Source organism: Bacillus infantis (assembly GCF_008180445.1).
GTDB classification, from domain to species: Bacteria; Bacillota; Bacilli; order Bacillales; family Cytobacillaceae; genus Bacillus_AB; species Bacillus_AB infantis_B.
In genome coordinates this window covers 1-19,524 of record NZ_VTER01000008.1, presented here as the reverse complement: position 1 = coordinate 19,524, position 19,524 = coordinate 1, and the positions used below count along the sequence as shown (strand labels likewise).

Annotated in this window: 19 protein-coding genes and 3 pseudogenes; 8 read left to right on the top strand and 14 right to left on the bottom strand. The window is 47.1% G+C overall.

The features are described from left to right. Window positions 1–12: 12 nt before the first annotated feature. The 12 genes from argF to FZD51_RS16595 all read right to left on the bottom strand — a co-directional run bounded on the left by argF (window position 13) and on the right by FZD51_RS16595 (window position 13,135). A complete protein-coding gene (gene argF / locus FZD51_RS16650; RefSeq protein WP_148975799.1) occupies window positions 13–969 on the bottom strand; it encodes an ornithine carbamoyltransferase in 957 nt (318 codons plus the stop codon). After that, complete coding sequence (locus FZD51_RS16645) at window positions 966–4,079, bottom strand: carbamoyl phosphate synthase large subunit (RefSeq protein ID WP_148975798.1); 3,114 nt, start codon at window positions 4,077–4,079, stop codon at window positions 966–968. Before FZD51_RS16645 ends, argF begins: the two co-directional genes overlap by 4 nt. Beyond that, entirely contained in the window at window positions 4,072–5,151 is a 1,080-nt protein-coding gene (locus FZD51_RS16640; RefSeq protein WP_148975797.1) for a carbamoyl phosphate synthase small subunit, read from the bottom strand. The genes FZD51_RS16645 and FZD51_RS16640 overlap by 8 nt, the downstream gene beginning before the upstream one ends. 108 nt (window positions 5,152–5,259) lie before the next feature. Next, a complete protein-coding gene (locus FZD51_RS16635) occupies window positions 5,260–6,417 on the bottom strand; it encodes an acetylornithine transaminase (RefSeq protein WP_148975796.1) in 1,158 nt (385 codons plus the stop codon). Next, window positions 6,414–7,184 (bottom strand): acetylglutamate kinase, encoded by a 771-nt coding sequence (gene argB / locus FZD51_RS16630; RefSeq protein ID WP_148975795.1) that lies wholly within the window; start codon window positions 7,182–7,184, stop codon window positions 6,414–6,416. Before argB ends, FZD51_RS16635 begins: the two co-directional genes overlap by 4 nt. Before the next feature lie 10 nt (window positions 7,185–7,194). Continuing rightward, window positions 7,195–8,427, bottom strand: coding sequence for a bifunctional ornithine acetyltransferase/N-acetylglutamate synthase (gene argJ / locus FZD51_RS16625; RefSeq protein ID WP_148975794.1), 1,233 nt, complete (start codon window positions 8,425–8,427; stop codon window positions 7,195–7,197). Window positions 8,428–8,533: 106 nt separating this feature from the next. Then, entirely contained in the window at window positions 8,534–9,565 is a 1,032-nt protein-coding gene (gene argC / locus FZD51_RS16620; protein ID WP_148975793.1) for an N-acetyl-gamma-glutamyl-phosphate reductase, read from the bottom strand. A gap of 201 nt (window positions 9,566–9,766) precedes the next feature. Then, a complete protein-coding gene (mobB, locus tag FZD51_RS16615) occupies window positions 9,767–10,282 on the bottom strand; it encodes a molybdopterin-guanine dinucleotide biosynthesis protein B (RefSeq protein ID WP_148975792.1) in 516 nt (171 codons plus the stop codon). Further along, window positions 10,276–11,541 (bottom strand): molybdopterin molybdotransferase MoeA, encoded by a 1,266-nt coding sequence (locus FZD51_RS16610; protein ID WP_148975791.1) that lies wholly within the window; start codon window positions 11,539–11,541, stop codon window positions 10,276–10,278. The genes mobB and FZD51_RS16610 overlap by 7 nt, the downstream gene beginning before the upstream one ends. Window positions 11,542–11,621: 80 nt before the next feature. Next, window positions 11,622–11,960, bottom strand: a complete 339-nt coding sequence (locus tag FZD51_RS16605; protein ID WP_148975790.1) for a DsrE family protein — start codon at window positions 11,958–11,960, stop codon at window positions 11,622–11,624. Between the two features lies 1 nt (window position 11,961). Continuing rightward, window positions 11,962–12,270 carry a metal-sulfur cluster assembly factor gene (locus FZD51_RS16600; RefSeq protein WP_148975789.1) on the bottom strand — a complete coding sequence of 103 codons (309 nt, stop codon included), beginning with the start codon at window positions 12,268–12,270 and terminating at the stop codon, window positions 11,962–11,964. 70 nt (window positions 12,271–12,340) lie between these two features. Beyond that, entirely contained in the window at window positions 12,341–13,135 is a 795-nt protein-coding gene (locus FZD51_RS16595) for a prolyl oligopeptidase family serine peptidase (protein WP_148975788.1), read from the bottom strand. 271 nt (window positions 13,136–13,406) lie between these two features. Between FZD51_RS16595 and FZD51_RS16590 the strand changes: the two genes are divergently transcribed. From FZD51_RS16590 to FZD51_RS16585, 3 genes are all read left to right on the top strand, one after another. After that, window positions 13,407–14,228, top strand: coding sequence for a Cof-type HAD-IIB family hydrolase (locus FZD51_RS16590; RefSeq protein WP_148975787.1), 822 nt, complete (start codon window positions 13,407–13,409; stop codon window positions 14,226–14,228). Window positions 14,229–14,357: 129 nt separating this feature from the next. Beyond that, window positions 14,358–14,510, top strand: a complete 153-nt coding sequence (locus FZD51_RS26240) for a hypothetical protein (RefSeq protein WP_009794059.1) — start codon at window positions 14,358–14,360, stop codon at window positions 14,508–14,510. Window positions 14,511–14,512: 2 nt separating this feature from the next. Continuing rightward, window positions 14,513–14,704: a DUF3813 domain-containing protein gene (locus FZD51_RS16585; protein ID WP_148975786.1), complete on the top strand. Its 192-nt coding sequence runs from the start codon at window positions 14,513–14,515 to the stop codon at window positions 14,702–14,704. Window positions 14,705–14,744: 40 nt separating this feature from the next. On the opposite strand, the gene FZD51_RS16580 is transcribed toward FZD51_RS16585, so the two are convergent. Together FZD51_RS16580 and FZD51_RS16575 are read right to left on the bottom strand one after the other, a co-directional pair. Then, window positions 14,745–15,503: a BsuPI-related putative proteinase inhibitor gene (locus FZD51_RS16580; protein ID WP_148975785.1), complete on the bottom strand. Its 759-nt coding sequence runs from the start codon at window positions 15,501–15,503 to the stop codon at window positions 14,745–14,747. 20 nt (window positions 15,504–15,523) lie between these two features. Next, window positions 15,524–16,354: a YitT family protein gene (locus FZD51_RS16575; protein WP_148975784.1), complete on the bottom strand. Its 831-nt coding sequence runs from the start codon at window positions 16,352–16,354 to the stop codon at window positions 15,524–15,526. Between the two features lie 129 nt (window positions 16,355–16,483). Here FZD51_RS16575 and FZD51_RS16570 point away from each other — a divergent pair, with 129 nt between their 5' ends. The 5 genes and pseudogenes from FZD51_RS16570 to FZD51_RS16550 form a co-directional block, all read left to right on the top strand. Next, window positions 16,484–17,344, top strand: coding sequence for a DegV family protein (locus tag FZD51_RS16570; protein ID WP_148975783.1), 861 nt, complete (start codon window positions 16,484–16,486; stop codon window positions 17,342–17,344). Between the two features lie 74 nt (window positions 17,345–17,418). Beyond that, window positions 17,419–17,550 carry a DUF3941 domain-containing protein gene (locus FZD51_RS16565; protein WP_009794054.1) on the top strand — a complete coding sequence of 44 codons (132 nt, stop codon included), beginning with the start codon at window positions 17,419–17,421 and terminating at the stop codon, window positions 17,548–17,550. A 156-nt stretch (window positions 17,551–17,706) separates the two neighbouring features. Then, window positions 17,707–18,054, top strand: a pseudogene (locus FZD51_RS16560) (transposase); the annotation flags it as partial. Then, a pseudogene (locus FZD51_RS16555) lies at window positions 18,051–18,638 on the top strand (transposase); the annotation flags it as partial. The pseudogenes FZD51_RS16560 and FZD51_RS16555, both read left to right, overlap by 4 nt. Window positions 18,639–18,642: 4 nt before the next feature. Continuing rightward, window positions 18,643–19,524: pseudogene (locus tag FZD51_RS16550) on the top strand (IS1182 family transposase); the annotation flags it as partial.

Here is a 19,524-nt window from a genome sequence, read left to right as displayed (position 1 = left end):
GGTTTTAAGTATTTATAAGAGCTCTGAGAGCAGCGCCTTCTGGGCATGGAGACGGTTCCCCGCCTGCTGGAATACAGCAGAATGGCTGCCATCGATTATATCGGCAGCAACTTCCTCACCTCTGTGCGCCGGGAGACAATGGAGGAAGGTATAATCTTGTTTTGCAGCTGCTGCAAGCTGGCCATTTACCTGGTAAGACTTGAATATCTCAAGACGCTCGGCATTTTCCTGTTCCTGGCCCATGCTGGTCCAAACATCTGTATAAAGGATGTCAGCACCTGCAGCTGCTTCAATGGCATTATTCACTACTTCAATTTCCGCGCCGGTTTCTTTGCCAAACTGCTTTGCCAGCTCAATCACCTTTTCCTGGGGTTCATATCCAGGTGGTGCTGCAATTGTCAGATTCATGCCTACCTTGGCTGCTGCAATCATCAGGGAGTGGGCTACATTATTCCCATCACCTGCATAAACAAGCTTTAGTCCTTCAAGCCTTCCTTTCACTTCATAGATGGTCAGCAAGTCGGCCAGCGCCTGGCAGGGATGGTAGAGATCCGTCAGCCCGTTGATAACCGGAATATCAGCATAGAGTGCAAGCTCCTCAACCATCCCATGGGAAAAGGTCCTGATCATAATTGCATCAACATACTGGGAAAGAACTTTTGCTGTATCTGCAACGGTTTCCCCTCTCCCAATCTGCAGATCATTGCTGTTCAGATAAAGGGCGCTCCCTCCGAGCTGGATCATGCCAGCCTCAAAAGACACCCTCGTTCTTGTTGATGGCTTTTCAAAAATCATTCCCAATATCTTTCCATTCAAAGACTTGGAATCCTTCCCCAGCAGGGAGGCATTCTTCATCTTCCTGGCCTTCTGGACAAGGCCCAGAATTGTATTTTTAGAGAAATCAGCCAGCGTCAAGAAATCCTTCCCTTGGATATCGAGGCTTTTATCTGCTGCTTGTGCGGTTATCATACAAGTGTCACATCCTTAATGATTTGATTATGCCATTCCTGCAGCGGGCATACTCCCCATTCTTTAACCTGGAGGGATTCCAGGAAGGCATAGAGTGTTTCCGGCTGTGTAAAGACTGGGAGGCGGTTCTTGACAGCAAATTCTCTCAGCACAAAATCTTCCTGTGCTTCCCCCCTGCTGAAGACAGCAAGGATGTTTGCATCCATATCCCGGTCTCCACCTGCCGTCTGAACAGTTATTCCTAAATGGTCCAATATCTCATCAAGGCCTTCCATACGATCTGTTTCACCACTTCCCGTCATGATGACAGCTGCTGCAGCAGGCTTTATTTCTTTATGAAAGGCTTTTTTCACAGCTTCATTCAATGAAGAGGCCAAAGCAATTCCTTCTCCTGTCGACCTCATTTCCGGTGATGTTTTTGGATCAAGCCCTTTAAGGGCATAATTTGAAAATACCGGATATTTCACACAGACAAACGGCAGATTATCGTACACCGGCCCTTCTGAATCGGGCAGTTTATATTTCCCAAGCAATATTTTTGTCGCAATTTGTACAAGCGGGACATTTGCCACCTTGCTGACGACCGGTACAGTCCTGCTGGCCCTCGGGTTTACTTCAAGCAGGTATACTTCCTCTCCGTCAACGATATACTGGATGTTCATCAAACCTTTATAGGCAAGATCCTTAACGATTTTCTTCCCATACTCGAACATTTTTTCCTTTGCTGTCCCGGAAACGGATTGTGCCGGCAGTACGGAGAGGCTGTCCCCTGAATGGACCCCTGTTTTTTCGATATGTTCCATGATGACCGGGACAAGGATGTTGTCTCCATCAGCTGCAAGATCCAGCTCTGCTTCAGCAGCATGCAAGAATTGATCACAAAGCACAGGGTAGGTGATTTCCTGCTTTTCCAGGAAGCTCGACAGCTCGCTGCTGCTCCTGATTATGTGCATTCCTTTTCCGCCGATGACAAAAGAAGGCCTGATCAGGACTGGGTAGCCGATTCTTTCTGCTGCTTCTCTCAGCTCTGTGTCGGCTGAAGCAGTCTCTCCCTTGATCCTTGGAATCTCCAGCCTATCGAGGAGGCGGTAGAACAGGTCGCGGTCTTCGAGGTCATCAATGACCGCCGAACGGGTCCCAAGCAGGTTGAGCCCTGCCTTTTCCAGCTTATCAGCCAGGTTAAGCGCAGTCTGTCCCCCAAGCTGGACGATGACATCTTTAATGCCTTCTGAATCGGCAACATTAAGGACTGCCTCCGGTGTCAGCGGTTCAAAATACAGGCGGTCGGCTGTTGCAAAGTCTGTACTGACGGTTTCAGGGTTATTATTGATCATCACTGTTTCAATGCCTTCTGCCTTCAGGGCAAATACACCGTGTACAGAGCAATAATCAAACTCGATTCCCTGCCCGATGCGGATAGGTCCGCTTCCGATGATCAGCACCTTCTTGTTTTCGCTTGGCAGCTGCTCGTTTTCCCCATAATAGCTTGAATAATAGTAATTGGACTGTGCTTCAAATTCAGCTGCACAGGTATCCACCATTTTGTATGAAGGCAGTATTCCCAATTGCTTTCTCTTCTTCCTGACTGACAGAGCATCTTCCTTCCATACGGATGCAAGATACTCATCGCTGAATCCTTTTTCCTTGAACACCTGCATCTGTTCTTTACAAACTGTTTCAAGAGAACAGGATGCAATTTCCTTTTCAAGGCTGGCAAGGCCGGCAAAGCATTGAAGATAAAAAAGATCGATTTTTGTAAGCTCATGGATGGACTGGATATGATGCCCTCTGCGCAGGAGCTCCATTATGATAAAGAACCTTTCATCTGTCTGGCCCTTCATCCTGGTGATGAGGCTATCATCGGTCAAGCCGCCCAGCCCGGGGCTTTTCAAATCCAGATTGCCGGCTTCAAGCGACTGTACTGCTTTCAGCAGCGCCCTTTCGATATTGCGGTCAATCCCCATCACTTCCCCTGTTGCCTTCATTTGAGTGCCAAGCCTGCGGTCCGCTTCTGCGAACTTATCGAATGGCCATCTCGGGAATTTTACGACCACATAATCAAGGGCTGGTTCAAAGCTTGCATACGTATCGCCAGTAACCGGGTTGAGCAGCTCGGACAGGCTGTACCCGGCAGCCAGTTTGGCAGCCATCCTTGCAATTGGGTATCCTGTTGCTTTTGAAGCAAGCGCAGACGACCTGCTGACCCTCGGGTTCACTTCTATCAAATAATATTTCTTGCTTTCAGGATCCAGGGCAAATTGAATATTGCATCCTCCGATGATTCCGAGTGCAGAAATGATCTTGATAGACGCAGAGCGGAGCATCTGATATTCTTCATCAGTCAGCGTCTGCGAAGGTGCGATGACGATCGAATCCCCGGTATGGACGCCGACAGGGTCGATGTTTTCCATATTGCAGATGGTGATGCATGTATTATCTTTGTCGCGCATCACTTCATACTCAATCTCTTTATAGCCTGCAATGCTTTTTTCCACAAGGCATTGGGAAATCGGGCTTTCGAGGAGCCCTCCCTCGACCAGAAGCATGAATTCTTCCATCGAATGTGCGATCCCGCCGCCTGATCCGCCGAGCGTATAGGCAGGGCGGACGATAATCGGGAAGCCTGAAGCTTCTGCAAACCGCTTTGCTTCCTTTGCTTCCCTGACAATTTCGCTGTCCGGTACAGGTTCATCCAGCTCTTTCATCAGCTGGCGGAATTCCTCCCTGTCCTCGCCCTTTTTTATGCTGGCAATCGGACTGCCGAGAATTTTGACTTTATATTTTTCCAGCACTCCTGTTTCGCTCAGTGCCATTGCCAAATTCAGGCCTGTCTGGCCCCCCAGCGAAGCCAGCAGGCCATCCGGCCGTTCTTTCATGATAATTTTTTCAAGTGAATCAACGGTGAGCGGCTCAAAATAAATCGTGTCCGCATAACTGTGGTCTGTCATGATTGTCGCAGGGTTATTATTGACGAGTATGACTTTATAGCCTTCCTCTTTCAGTGCCATGCAGGCCTGTGTCCCTGCATAATCAAACTCTGCGGCCTGGCCGATGACAATCGGGCCGGATCCTATTACTAGTATTGAAGTGATCGTCTGGTCTTTAGGCATAAGCTGTAACTCTCCCATGTGCTGCATTGATTATTTCAATAAACTCATCAAATATATATTCTGCATCCTGCGGCCCGGGATGGGCTTCCGGATGGAATTGGACTGTACTGAGCGGAAGTGATTGATGAACAAGGCCTTCAACTGACCGGTCATGGAGATTATGAAATCTTGTCTTCAAGCCGGTTCCCTTCAGGCTTTTCTCATCTACAACATAACTATGGTTCTGGGATGACATCATGACTCTTCCTGTGCGGGCATCCGCTATCGGATGGTTGGCCCCCCTATGGCCAAATGCCAGCTTCTTAGTGTCTGCACCAAGGGCCAAAGCTGCAAGCTGATGGCCCAGGCAGATTCCCAGGACTGGAAAGCTGAATATCAGCTTCTTGATTTCAGGCAGCATATCTTTCAGCTGCTTTGGATCACCAGGTCCATTTGAAAGCAGGATTGCATCCGGCTGGAGGCCTTTGATTTCCTCAAAGCTGGTGTTAAAAGGCACGGTGGTGATGCGGCATCCGCGTTTAAGCAGTGATTCAGCAATCGATTTTTTATTCCCGTAATCAATCAGGACGATATGGATGCTTCCGGCACCAGCAGGATGATGACCGGTTTGCGAAACAGCTCTTACTTTTAAGGCGGATTTTTCATGTAAACAGCAGGTTTTTTCTTTTTGAAGTGACATAACAGCCGGCATTGTGCCTGCATTTCTGATTTTTTTTACGACAGCTCTTGTATCGATATGTCCAAGAAGCGGTATTCCCCATTTCTCCAAATACGCTTTAAGGCTGTATTTAGACTGGTAATGATGCGCACATTCCGGGGTTCCGTAAATAATGACCCCTGCAGCATGCGGCTTTCTGCTCTCAAAATCTGCTTCATTTACTCCGTAGTTTCCTATTTGCGGATAAGTGAACACAATAATCTGGTCTTTGTAGGACGGGTCTGTCAAAACCTCCTGATAACCGGTCATACCGGTAAAAAAGACGATTTCCCCCTCTGTATGCTCCGGCGGGGACTCAGAAATCCACTCGCCTTCATAGGTTTCTCCGCTGTTTAAATGTAGGTAGCCTTTCATTGTGCAAACACCTCTGCTAACGCATATATATTATTTTTTATTAATTTTTATACATAACTTTCCTAATAAAACAGCTTTCTCAGCTGTATGATATATTTCTTGCTTCTCTTATGAATGGACTGATGCGGAAGCCCGCAATGTATCTGCAATCATCCCTGCAGCTTTTTCTATCTGAGCCAATGTGCATGTTAAAGGAGGAAGAAGCCTGATAACATGCGTTCCAGCTGGGAGGGCGATCAGACCTTTTTCCCTCAGTTCCTGAAGGACAGGATTTGCTTCAGCCGCCAGTTCCACTCCTGCCATCATTCCGAAAATGCGGATATCTTTCACTCCGGGAATATCGGCCAGCCTATCCAGCAGGACAGATTTGAAGCTTTCGCTCAGCTGTTCAAGCTCAGTGACGAATCCGTCATTCATGACTTCCGCTAAAGTCGCTGAAGCGGCAGCAATGGCTATAGGATTCCCGCCGAAAGTAGATCCGTGGCTCCCCGGGCCAAATTCCTCTGCAAGATGTTCTTTTCCAAGCATGGCACCTATCGGCAATCCGCTGCCCAGTCCTTTTGCCGATGTTATCATATCAGGCTGAATATCAAAGTGCATATACGCAAATGGCTTCGCCGTCCTGCCAATCCCTGTCTGGATCTCATCGATGATCAGGAGGATGCCCTTTTCTTTGCAAAATGCAGCAAGCTCACTTACAAACGCTTTATCTGCTATATGGATGCCGCCCTCTCCCTGCACCATTTCGAGCATGACTGCCGCTGTTTCTTCATCTGCAGACTTTTTCACTGCATCTATATCATTGAACGGGACATACACAAATGTTTCAAGCATCGGCCCATAGCCTTGTTTGATCTTCTCCTGGCCTGTAGCTGACATGGCCGCAAATGTCCTGCCATGGAAGGAGTTGAGAAAGGTAATGACCTTCGTTTTCCCGGTTGCCTTCCGCGCCAGTTTGATGGCTGCTTCATTTGCCTCGGCCCCGCTGTTGGCAAAATACGCTCTGTCCATCCCGGCATATTCACATAAAAGAGAGGCTGCTTTTTCCTGGCCTGATTGTTCGAAAAGATTGGATACATGCCAGAAGTTTCCCAGCTGTTCCTTGACAGCTGCTTCTACCGCCCCTGGACGATGTCCAAGATTGCAGACGCCGATACCTGATGTGAAATCGAGATATTCTTTTCCGGCCTTGTCGATGATGGTGCATCCGCTTGCTTCTGCCGGTTCGATATCCCAGCGCTGGTATACAGGAAAAAGATTGCTCATGCCATTGTCCTCTCTTTGCAATTAATTTGTGTTCCGCCCCATGCACCGCCTGTATAAAACGGCTTTACACCTGAAATGATCCTGACGCTTTTCACTCCCTGCCGGATAGCAGCCAGGGCCGATTCCACCTTCGGAATCATTCCGCCTGAGATGGTTCCATCCTGTATATATGCTGAAGCCTTTTCATCATCCAGCCTATCTATTAAAGCCCCTTCTGCCTTTATGCCCTCTACATCAGTCACAAACAGGCATTGTTCTGCATTCAGGGCCAGGGCCACGGCCGCTGCTGCGTAATCTGCATTGACATTGAGCTTCTGGCCTTCCTTTGTTTTAGCTAATGGGGTGAGAACTGGAAGATACCCGTTTTGCAGGAGAAGCTGCAGCACTTCAGCCGAAACATAATCAACCCTGCCGACAAAGCCCAGCTTTTCCTTATCAACATATTCTGCTTGGAGGATACCGTCCGGACCATTCATTCCAAGAGCATTGAACCCATTCTGCTGAAGCAGATCCGCCAATTTCCTGTTGGATTGGCCGGCAAGGACCATTTCAGCTGTTTCTAGCGTTCTTTCATCCGTTTTTCTCAGCCCCTGGACAAATTGGGACTCTATTCCTTTAAGCTTCAGCATGTCATTGATCTCAGGACCGCCTCCATGAACAAAGATCATCTGATAACCCTGGACATTCAGATTCTTAAGGCTGTCAAAAAAATCGCTTGTCAGCTTTTCTAAGATACTGCCTCCGCATTTAATGACAATTAGACTCATCCTTGCCCCCTTAAGTGCGATAGCTCGCATTGATTTTGACATAATCATAGGATAGATCACAGCCCCATGCTTTTCCCCGGCCTTTTCCATTATGCAGGTCGACCGAGATTTTTATATTTTCCTTCTGGAGATAGGCATTTGCCTCTTCTTCCGAAAATGCTTGCGGTTCACTGTTCTTCAGCATGCATATCGGACCAATCCAGATATCCACATTTTCAGGATCCAGGCTGATATTGCTCTGTCCGAGGGCGCCGATGATTCTGCCCCAGTTTGCATCAGCTCCATATACAGCAGTCTTAACAAGATTAGACCCTACGATCTGCTTTGCTGCTGCGGCCCCCTCCTGATTGGAAACAGCACCGGCAACTTCTGCCTCGATCAGCTTGGTCGCCCCTTCGCCGTCCTTTGCGATCTGCTTTGCCAGACTCTCACAGCAGGAACCAAGGAGGCCGAGGAACACATCCCATTCAGGATGCTCCGGGGTCAGAGGCTGATTCCCGGCAAGTCCGTTGGCCATAACCAGGACCATATCATTTGTAGAGGTATCACCGTCAACCGTGATCTGGTTGAAAGTACTGTCCGTGACTTCCTTCAATGCTTTCTGCAGGACTGATGATGAGATGCAGGCATCGGTTGTGACAAAACCAAGCATTGTGGCCATATTAGGATGGATCATGCCTGAGCCTTTGGCTGCTCCGCCCATCCGGATCGGAACACCGTCAATGTCTGCTTCATAGGCACAGCTTTTCATGACTGTATCGGTCGTTAATATGGCAGTCTGGAAATCTTCTGCACTTTCTGCTCGATTTTCCGGCTCAAGCGCCGCTATTCCCGCCTGGATTTTCTCCATTTGCAAATACTCGCCTATCACACCAGTGGAAGCAACCGCTACCGAACATTCCTCAAGGCCGAATTTCCCGGCTGCCAGCTTCCTCATCTCAAGCGCATCCTTATATCCCTGCTGCCCGGTACAGGCATTTGCACAGGCGCTGTTCACAATCAACGCCTGCAGCACTCCTCCGGCATCCAGGCTTTCCTGGGTTACCTTCAAAGGGGCTGCCTGGAAAAGGCTTGTTGTATAAACAGCCGCGCTGTTTGCCGGGACTGTGCTGATAATGGCACCAACATCCTTTTTACTGTACCTGAGCCCTGCGTGTATACCTGCAGATTTATACCCCTTTGGGCTGATAATGCTGCCATCCGGAATCTCCCTCACAGCACTTTCTTGTGACAATGCCTGCATGATTTGCCTCCTAAGAATTTTCTATTGAAAAATACTATGCTATTGGCACCAGTATCTGAACAGTCCATAATGCAATAATCGACCAGTTCTTAACGGACATCTGCCATCATGGAAATACTGGTATGAATTCAAGCCCCGCATTTTCCGGAAACCCGAACATCAGATTGGCATTCTGGACAGCCTGGCCGGCAGCCCCTTTCATCAGGTTATCAATGACTGCTACTATGGTAAGCCTTCCTGTCCGCTTATCTGCGCTAAGTCCGATATCACAATAATTGCTGCCTGTGACCTCCTTAGTGGCAGGGTAATTTCCCTGCTGCCTTACCCTTACAAATGGAGCAGCTTCATAAGCTTCCCGGTATGCGCTTGTGGCTTCTTCTGCTGTAATGCCTTCCTCCAGTTCACCATACATGGTTGCCATGATTCCCCGTACGGCCGGAATCAGGTGTGTGCTGAAGGTGATTGGGGAAATATCTTTATTCCACAGCTTGAGCTGCTGTTCAATCTCAGGTGTATGCTGATGCTCGTTCACTTTATAAATCTTAAAGTTTTCGCTCATTTCCGCAAACATGGTCCCTTGTGAAGGCGAACGGCCGGCACCCGATATCCCTGATTTTGCATCGATGATAATTCCCTGCGGCTTTATAAGCCCCCCTATGAGCGCCGGAGCAAGGCCCAGCAAAGCTGCTGTCGGATAGCATCCGGGATTGGCTATGATATCAGCCCCCTCGATTTTCTCTCTATTCCACTCGCTCAGACCGTACACAGATTCTTCAATCACCGAAACGTCCGCTGGATCTTTCTTGTACCAGGTTTTATACTGATCCCCCGGCAGCCTTAAATCCCCGGACAGATCGATGACTTTAATATCCCTTCCTGCAAACTGGCAGGCAAGCTGGCCAGATGCACCTGAAGGAGCGGCCAGGAAGACCACGTCAGATTGCTCTGAAATCTTCTCTATATCGATTCCCTCTAATGTTAGCCTGTTTATCTCAAGCAGATGCGGATATTCATTGGAAACAGGTGCTTCCCCCCTGGTAGAGTGTATGGATTGAATCCGGAAATAAGGATGGTGCTGTAAAATGCGGAGAAGCTCTGCCCCGCCGTATCCTGTTGTACCGATAATGGATGCCTTCATGGGCTCCCCCTTTCATTGCATATTTAATCAAATATATTTATAAATATGTATAATGTTTCTCTTATTATAGAAACTTAGCAAAACAAAATCAACCATAAATATGTTAATTTTTAATTAATTATTCAAAATCATGAATGAAAATGCATACCGCACCTGATTCTAATAAAAAAAGCCGCCCCGCAGGGTGGCTTTTCAATAAATCTATTGAGAAAGACTGATCATATAAGCAGCCAATTTATCTGCTGCTTCCGAAGATGTCCAAACAGGATTCTTACCGAAATAGGGATGCATATCTTCAGGCAAAAGGGGAGTTATGGCGGCATGGATATTGTCAAGACGGGACAACTCTTCCGCCTCTTCCAGGTTCCGGACGATTACAGCTTTCGGATAGCACTCCTTTTTATATCCTTCGATAAGGATGATGTCAGGCCCGAAAGCAGACATCAGCTGAATAAGCCGCTCCAGAGGCCAGTCCAGCCTGTCAGCCTGGATCAGGATGCTGCCCTCCCCTTCTGCGAGGCTGGCCAGCGCACCGGCTTTCATATGCAAAGAGGTATCTTTATCTTCAAGAACATCCGGTTTCCCCCCGTGCCCATGATGCTTGATCGTCACGGCTGCAAACCCTCTCTTTTGCAGCTCTCTTATTACTGCCTGGACAAGCGTTGTCTTCCCGCTGTTCTTGAAGCCCGCAATCTGAAAAACAACGGGCTTTACCATGGCTGGCTGCTTCCCTGGTCATCCTCGAGCAGCAGCACCTCTACATCATCGCCCCTTTGGTATCCCCTTGTACCGCCGGGAAGCACCATAAGAGCATCTGCCCCCGCCAGGCTCATGACAATATTCGATTTATCCACTCCGCTTGGCACTGAGATGAGCCGGCCATTCTCGTATTCAAGCCTGCTCCGCACAAACCGTGTAAATGGATTCGGTTTTGGGAAGTCTTCCCCGAGAGCAGCCTGCACCATCCGCAAATGAATTTTATCCGTATACAGCATTCCCCGGATCACCGGCCTTACGAACAGCTCGAAGCCCACATAGCAGGCAGATGGATTGCCTGAAAGCCCAAATAACAGCTTTCCGCCAAGGCGGGCTACAGTTGTGACACTTCCAGGGCGCATGGCCACCTTGTTAAAAAGCACTTCAGCGCCAAGTTTTTTGTATATAGCCGGCAGATAATCATAATCCCCTACCGACACACCGCCTGTAGTGACCAGGATATCGGTCTTTTCAAGCGCTGCCTCTATGGCTGTAAAGCAGGTGTCAAAATCGTCCGGAAGCTTCCCGTGATATTCGCAGGCGGCGCCCGAGCGCTCAATCTGCGCCATCACCATATGGGAATTGCTGTTTCTGATGCGGCCCGGTTCAAGCGCCTCATCCACATCAAGCAGCTCAGTGCCCGTTGCAAACAGCCCGATAGCAGGCTTTTTGGCGACAGGCACTGTGCTGAAGCCAAAGGTGGCCAGCATAGCAATCACACCCGGATTGATTTTTTTTCCTTTTCTGAGCAGGATATCCCCTTCTTTCGCATCCTCCCCCTGAAAAGAAACATTATCTCCTGATTTAAAGGACCTTTTTATGCTCATAAAATCCTTTCCGTCCCGCTCCTCAGTCCTGGCAAGCTCCAGCATAACGACTGCATCACATTCTGCGGGCATTTGAGCACCTGTCATGATTCTCGCAGCCTGGTATGCTCCCACTTGCGCCTTTGCCACATAGCCAGCCCCAATATGGTCCACAACCTCGAATTCCACGGGGCTGTCAGCTGAGGCACCTGCTGTATCAGCTGCTCTGACGGCAAATCCATCATACGGGGAACGGTCAAAATGAGGCACATCATTCGCTGCCTTTAAATCTTCCGCAAGATAACGGCCATAGCTTTGATTGATTGGGACCCATTCAGTTTCCCCGGTAAAATCCATCTGCAGGATCTTATCAATAGCTTCCCTCACCGGGATAGGCTTTCTCCTTTCGACCATGCCTTTTCCACTCCTTATGTATTCATTTTTGAAAGTGCTAAAAAACAGCAGGATATCCTGCTGTTTTCTCCGCTGCCTATTCAAGAAATTGTCAGAACTTCATAACTGGCGGCAAGCTCGACAAAATGGGCCATGCCTCTGATTTTCCCGGCATACAGCTTGTCCCCGACACCATAGTGATCCACGCATGTCTTGCATGCAAAGATGCCGACCCCTTTTTCCTCCAGCTCTTTTGCATGAACCGAAACAAATGATTCCCCTGTCAGGGCATATACGCCGCTATTCATGAAAAAGACTGCGGCAGGAAGCTCCTTCTGCTGCTTCAATACGGTAAAAAAGGTTTCAAGCACACCTGAGCCAAGCTCTGCATCTCCTTTGCCCAATTGATCGGAGCTGACCAGTATAACCTTGTTTTGCATCTTATTGTACGCCCAGGGCTATCTTAGCGTAGCGGGACATTTTATCCTTTGTCCATGGCGGGCTCCAGACAATGTTCACTTCTGTATTTTTCACTTCAGGTATATCTGAAAGAGCAGCCTTTACCTGGTCAACAATCGTTCCGGCAAGCGGGCAGCCCATGGAAGTGAGCGTCATATCGACTACAGCCGTTCCCTCTTCTTCCATTTTCACATCATATACCAGTCCAAGATTGACTATATCTACACCAAGTTCAGGGTCTACTACTAGCTCAAGGGCCCCCATGATGCTGTCTTTTAATTCCTGATCCATGCTAATCACTCCTTAGCAGTTATTATTAAGCTGATTCTATGATAACAAAAAGCCGCGCTCTTGAAAAAACTTATGACTCCAGGCCGGACGGTCCATCCCCTAAATACGTTTCAAACCACTCAACCGTTTTAAGCAGCCCTTCTCTTGATACTTTATGCCCGGCGTTTTCGTCTGTCAGAAAGACAAGCTTTTCGGGCATCTCTTCATAGTTTGTTCTAATCGATTCATAAAAATGATAAGTATAGTGATAAGGGACAACCTGGTCTTTCTTTCCGTGCCAGAACAATATCGGCCTCCCCGCAAGTTTTTCAGGCTGCTGGCTGATATCCAGCTCTTTCAGTTTTTGAAGCAGCCCGGCCAGTTCTTCTTCTTTAAAAGGAAGTTCAATTCCGTGCTTCTTCAGCTCGTCGATCTGCCAAAGGGCAAACTTCTCATAATAAGGCATGCCCATCAGACTTACTGCCGTTTTAATCCAGTCATAGCGTGTCAGGGCACCCATTGTGACAATGCCGCCCATCGAGGTTCCGGCAAGCCCTATTTTTTCTTCATCAATCAGGTCCTCTGATACAAACGCATTTTTGATTACATTCAGCTCTTCTATCTCAGTGAGAACAATTTCCCAGAATTTCACGTTCAGATCATTTCCGGACAGGCCTGTGCTTCTTTCTCCATGGTAGAGAGCCTCCGGAAGGACAACCCGAAAGCCTTTCTCGGCAAGCAGATAAGCATAATGGAGATTATGCTCTTTCGCACTTGTAAAACCATGTACAAATACAATGAATGGCAGCTTTTCGCTGAACTTCTCTTTGTCTGCGAGATGCAGCACAGGAATTCCTTCCACTTTTCTATTTTCAATAATAATCATGGTGTTCCCCCCGCGTTCACATAAAAAAATCATTTTTTCTTTAAAAATGCGATTTTTTTTACAAAATAAATATTAAATTGGTACGATAGTGGTAAATACACATACAGGAAACGGCTGGGCATGGCAGACTCCCGGACTCTCCGGAAAAAACAGCTTCCCTGGAATTTCCTTATGTAAATTCTTTCTATATCTTTAGTGTAGCATGCTGACATTTATTTGCCTAAAGCTTTACACTGAGATTATCCTAATACAGAAATGAGAAGGAGACTTTATGGCAGAAAAACATTTAATTGCATTGGACTTAGATGGAACTTTATTAAAAGACGATAAAACCATTTCCGCAAAAACAAAGCATGTGATCCAAAAAGCCCGGGAGGCAGGGCATGTTGTCATGATTGCTACCGGGAGGCCTTTCAGATCAAGCCAGATGTATTATCATGAAATGGGGCTGGATACTCCTATTGTTAACTTTAACGGCGCCTTTATCCACCATCCTAAGGACAGGAACTGGGGCGTATACCATACGCCGATGGATATAAAAGTGGCAAAGGAAATTGTGGAAGCCTGCAGCGGCTTTTCATTTCACAATATCATTGCAGAAGTGATTGATGAGGTATACTTCCACTACCATGATGAGAAACTGCTCGACATTTTTGGCATGGGAGACCCTGATATAACCACTGGAGATTTAAGGAGATTCCTCACTGATTCACCGACCAGTATGCTGATCCATACCGACGAGGAACAAGTCAAAACCATCCGGAGCCATTTATCCGAGGTCCATGCCGAGGTTATTGATCACAGGCGGTGGGCAGCTCCATGGCATGTCATCGAGATTGTAAAATCCGGTTTGAACAAAGCGGTCGGACTGAAGAAAGCTTCTGACTACTTCCAGATCCCGCCTGAAAGAATCATTGCATTCGGGGACGAAGATAATGACCTGGAGATGCTTGAATATGCCGGACGCGGAATTGCCATGGGAAATGCCATCGATGTGGTGAAAAATGTTGCCAATGAAATGACACTGACAAATGAGCAGGACGGAATCGGCGTTTATCTGAATGATCTGCTGGGCCTGAACGCTTTTGAATAACGTAAACTTAGCCCTGCCGCTGAACGGCAGGGCTTTTCCTCTTGTTCCCTCCTTTAATTAAACTTGTCCTGGCGCATAATAACAGGGAGGCAGCAGAGCTGTTTCATATTTCTTTAGGAGGGGATCCGAATGGGCAAACGCAACAAATCGAAACGCTTTGTACAGCAAGGTGCAGATACTGTAAGCAAGCATGATTCCCGCATACCATATCACACCACATATGCTGAAGCTGAAGCGAGGAAGATGGCGAATGTACAGGAATCTTCTCTTGGAGGAATTTAGCGATGGGAAACAGGCTTTATCAGGAAGCGCAGAGATTTGTCGAGATGGCCTCACAAGCAGGACCATCTGAACAGCAGCAGACAATTGCGAAGGCTAAGAACGCACTCCACTCAGCTTATGCCAACTCCACAAGAGCTGAACAGGAGCAGCTTCGCGAGCTGCAGGGCCAGCTGGACCAGCTTGCCGGCCGCTGACAGATAAGAGCATGCCCGCAGTACGGGCATGCTCTTTTTATTAGCGGAAATTTTCCAGTGCTGCAGCGTAGGTATGGATGATCCTGCCTTTCTTATCCTTTTCATACAGGCTGAGGATAACTGTGCCATTTTCGGGCAAGGATTCTTCCGGGATGTTAATTTTCAGATGGAAAGGCGACCACTCAGGATATTTTGAAACAGAAGGGCCGGCTGCCTCCCCGGCAAGCACCTGATGGCCGTCTTCGGCTGTAAAGAAAAACTTGCCTGTTTCGGCCCTTGCTTCTCCTTTCACCTCGTAAACACCATTCTCCCCACTTATCTCTATCTTTCTGAAAGCAGGGTTCTCCTCTGGGACATCAAGCACTGCTTTTTCCCTCAGCACCACTGCTGCTTGGGTTTCGCCTTTCTGTTTGAGCGGGATGGACAACTCGACTGAATAAGATCCTTCCACTGCCCTTCCAGACGCAGTTTCATAGTCCCAGGAGTCGGTCCAGGCAACCATTTCCCCGGGATCCAGCTTCAAGTACTGTATGGCCTGCAGAAAAGATTTTCCTGCAGAAGCATCATACACGATTTCACCGCTCTTATCGCGAATGATCAGATCATATCTTTGTGAGGTTGGGAACTCAAAAATCTGTGCCTGATCAGAGCTGTTGATAAGCCTCACCTTAATTTCAGCCGATTCCGGGCCGGGATTCAGGCTCAAGGAAACCTCAGGACCGCCTTCAGCATTGGCGCCTGATCCATTCATCGGGATTGAAGCAAAGATCATGAACAAGACTGCTGCAATTCTTAACATGACAATACCTCCTTTTTTGATTATTCTTTCCTGAAAAAGCCGAATATCCCTGCTGTTTCTACGATATTGGTGAATGCATAAGGATCGACGTCCTTTATGATCCTTTCAAGGTCAAAGAGCTCATAGCGGGTGATGACGATGATCATCATTTCTTTATTTTCATTTGTAAAAGCGCCTTTGGCCGGAAGGGTCGTAATGCCGCGTACCATCTTATCGTGTATGGCCTGCTTCAGCTCGGCCGATTTTTTCGTGACGATCATGGCAGTCAGCTTCTCATGCCTTGTATGGATGGCATCGATCACCCTTGTAGAAGCATAAAGCGTCACAAGCGTATATAAAGCTTTTTCCCAGCCATAAAGAAAACCTGCAGTAATGATGATGATGGCATTTAAAGTAAAGAAATATGTACCAACAGGGCGGTCTTTCATTCTTGACAGGAGCATCGCGACAATGTCCATTCCTCCAGTGGATGCCCCCCATTTAAGTGTCATTCCTACGCCAACAGCCGCAATGACGCCTCCAAATACTGCATTCAGAAGAATATCCTCTGATACATGGATCACAGGAATGAGCTCCAGGAATAGGGACATAAGGAAAACGCTTAAAAAGCTGTACACCGTGAAAGACCTGCCCACCTTTTTCCACGCAAGGATTGTTACAGGTATATTCAGGACGAACAATAAAATACCTGTTGAAGCAAAGCCTCCCAGAATGCTGGAAAGCAGCTGCGCGACACCGGTGAATCCACTCGCATAAACATTGGCCGGAATCAGAAAAAAATTCATCGCAATCGCATTGAGGATGGCGCCTATGAGCACCACAACAAATTTCTTGGTTTCTAATAAAATCATACCGAACCCCCTTAAAACACTTGGTGTTTCTTTACCCTATATTGTGTTTTTTCAACACATTTCATTGTATTTTTTCCCTTGATTCTATAAACTAAAAGCATATTAACGTGCTGAAAGCAGGTGACCTATATGTCAGTAAAAATCATGGCTGACAGTGCAAGTGATTTACCATTGCATTTTTTCAAGGACAATGATGTCCTGCTCTTTCCTCTTCAGGTTCTTCTGGATGGGCAGGAATACAAAGACTTGATCACAATTGAACCAAAAAAAGTTTATGATAGCATCAGAAGCGGCCAAACCCCGAAAACCCCCCAGGTTTCCCCAGTGGATTTCGAAAAGGAATTCAGGGAGCTTGCCAGGAGCGGCCGGGAAGGCATCTACATCGCATTTTCTTCCCAGCTTTCCGGTACATACCAGACAGCTGCCATGGTGCGGGATCAGGTAAAAGAGGATTATCCTGACCTTAGCTTGTCCATAATAGACACAAAATGCGCATCTCTTGGAGCCGGATTGATCGTAAAAGAGGCGGCAAGGCTTTCTGCCGAAGGGGCATCCCTGGAAGAGATCGAAAAGGATATCCTTTTCCGGAGCCGGCATATGGAACATCTTTTCACTGTCGAAGATCTTGATTATCTCGCAAGAGGCGGGCGTGTTTCCAAGGCTTCCGCTTTTCTAGGAGGCCTGCTGAATATCAAGCCTCTCCTTCATGTAGAAGACGGGAAGCTTGTTCCTATTGAAAAGATCCGCGGGAAAAAGAAGCTGCTTCGCCGCATGATCGAGGTTGCCAAAGAGCGGGGCAAAGGCTTCTCAGGACAGACGATTGCCATCAGCCATGCAGACAATCTTGAAACCGCTGAAGAAGTCAAAGCGATGCTGATCGAGGAGCTCGGAGCCAAAGAGGTATTGATCTCTGACATTGGGGCAGCCATAGGATCCCACACCGGTGCCGGCACCATCGCACTTTTCTTTTTGAATGAAATAGCATCATAAATCTACATACTCCTTCTGATTGCGGCAGACACTAAACCGACGGCGATCAAGCCGTAATAAAGGAGGTTTTTTCTATGCCGCACACTTCAGATAATGATAAAAAAGCACAGGACAATAATGCCTTGAGGCATGAGAAAAATATGATGCGCGAGAAAAACAGAAAAGCCGGGAAGCATCAGTACTCGAAAAAAACTGATCATCTCTAAGCAGCCAGGGCTCTTTAAGGATGACTTCCCCAGAACATAAAAAAGCAAGCGCCCGGCGCTTGCTTCAGACTGTAGACAAACTCGAAGAAATTCGGGTTTGCCTACAGTCTATTTTTTTATAAAATATAAGATATACCAATGCTTGAGGTGAAAAAAATGCTGACTAAGAATAATTCAATCCAACGGGATCAAATTGAAATGATTGCTCTTGACCAACTTGTACCCTCGAACCATCTGGTTCGCAAGGTTGAGGCTGCGATTGATTTTTCATTTATCTATCCACTTGTGAAAGATATGTACTCAGAAGTCGGCCGCCCAAGTATTGACCCGGTCGTATTGATAAAAATGACGTTCATCCAATACCTATTCGGCATCCGTTCCATGCGCAAAACCATTGAAGAAATAGAAACAAATATGGCTTATCGCTGGTTCCTTGGCTTTGGTTTCTATGATAAGGTCCCTCATTTCTCAACATTCGGCAAGAATTATGAGAGACGTTNGCGATTGATTTTTCATTTATCTATCCACTTGTGAAAGATATGTACTCAGAAGTCGGCCGCCCAAGTATTGACCCGGTCGTATTGATAAAAATGACGTTCATCCAATACCTATTCGGCATCCGTTCCATGCGCAAAACCATTGAAGAAATAGAAACAAATATGGCTTATCGCTGGTTCCTTGGCTTTGGTTTCTATGATAAGGTCCCTCATTTCTCAACATTCGGCAAGAATTATGAGAGACGTTTCAAAGATAGTGACCTTTTTGAACTGATCTTTTACAGGATTCTAGATGAAGCTACCACCAAAGGACTGATCAAACCTGAGCACGTATTTGTTGATTCCACTCATGTAAAAGCAAGTGCAAACAAGAGGAAGTTTGCCAAGAAGGTTGTACAGAAAGAGACTCGTGCTTATCAGGAAAGACTGAATGAAGAGATCAACCAGGACCGTGAGGCTCATGGGAAAAAACCTTTTCCTCCGGACAAGTTTGAAAAAGAAGAGTACAAGGAAATCAAAGAGAGCACAACCGACCCGGACAGCGGTTACTATGTAAAGGATGAACGGACGAAACAATTCGCCTATTCCTACCNTGATCAAACCTGAGCACGTATTTGTTGATTCCACTCATGTAAAAGCAAGTGCAAACAAGAGGAAGTTTGCCAAGAAGGTTGTACAGAAAGAGACTCGTGCTTATCAGGAAAGACTGAATGAAGAGATCAACCAGGACCGTGAGGCTCATGGGAAAAAACCTTTTCCTCCGGACAAGTTTGAAAAAGAAGAGTACAAGGAAATCAAAGAGAGCACAACCGACCCGGACAGCGGTTACTATGTAAAGGATGAACGGACGAAACAATTCGCCTATTCCTACCACGCTGCAGCTGACCGTAACGGGTTTGTACTTGGTGCTATTGTCACTCCTGGAAATATGCATGACAGTCATATCCTYGAGCCTTTGGTGGAGAGAGTAATTGAGAAAGTTGGAAAGCCTGAAGCTGTAGCCGCGGACGCTGCTTATAAGACCCCTGCGATTGCACAGTATTTGTTAGGAAACGAGATTAAACCAGCATTACCGTACACTCGTCCCCACACAAAAGATGGATTCCTGAAAAAGCAAGATTWTGTCTATGACGAGTACTATGATTGTTATATCTGCCCAGAAGGGCAGTTGCTGGAGTATGTCACCACGACGAAGGAMGGATATCGTCAGTATAAGTCTAAACCAGAAATCTGTAAAAATTGTCCATTACTTTCACAATGTACATTGAGCAAGAATCACCAGAAGGTGATTCAACGACATGTCTGGCAAGATGCTTTGGAAGAAGCTGACCATCTTCGTCACCAAGATGATATCAAGGAAATTTACGAAAGACGAAAAGAAACCATCGAGAGAGTATTCGCCGATGGAAAAGAAAAGCATGGTATGCGATGGACAACCCTAAGGGGATTAAAAAAATTGTCTATGCAGGCGATGCTT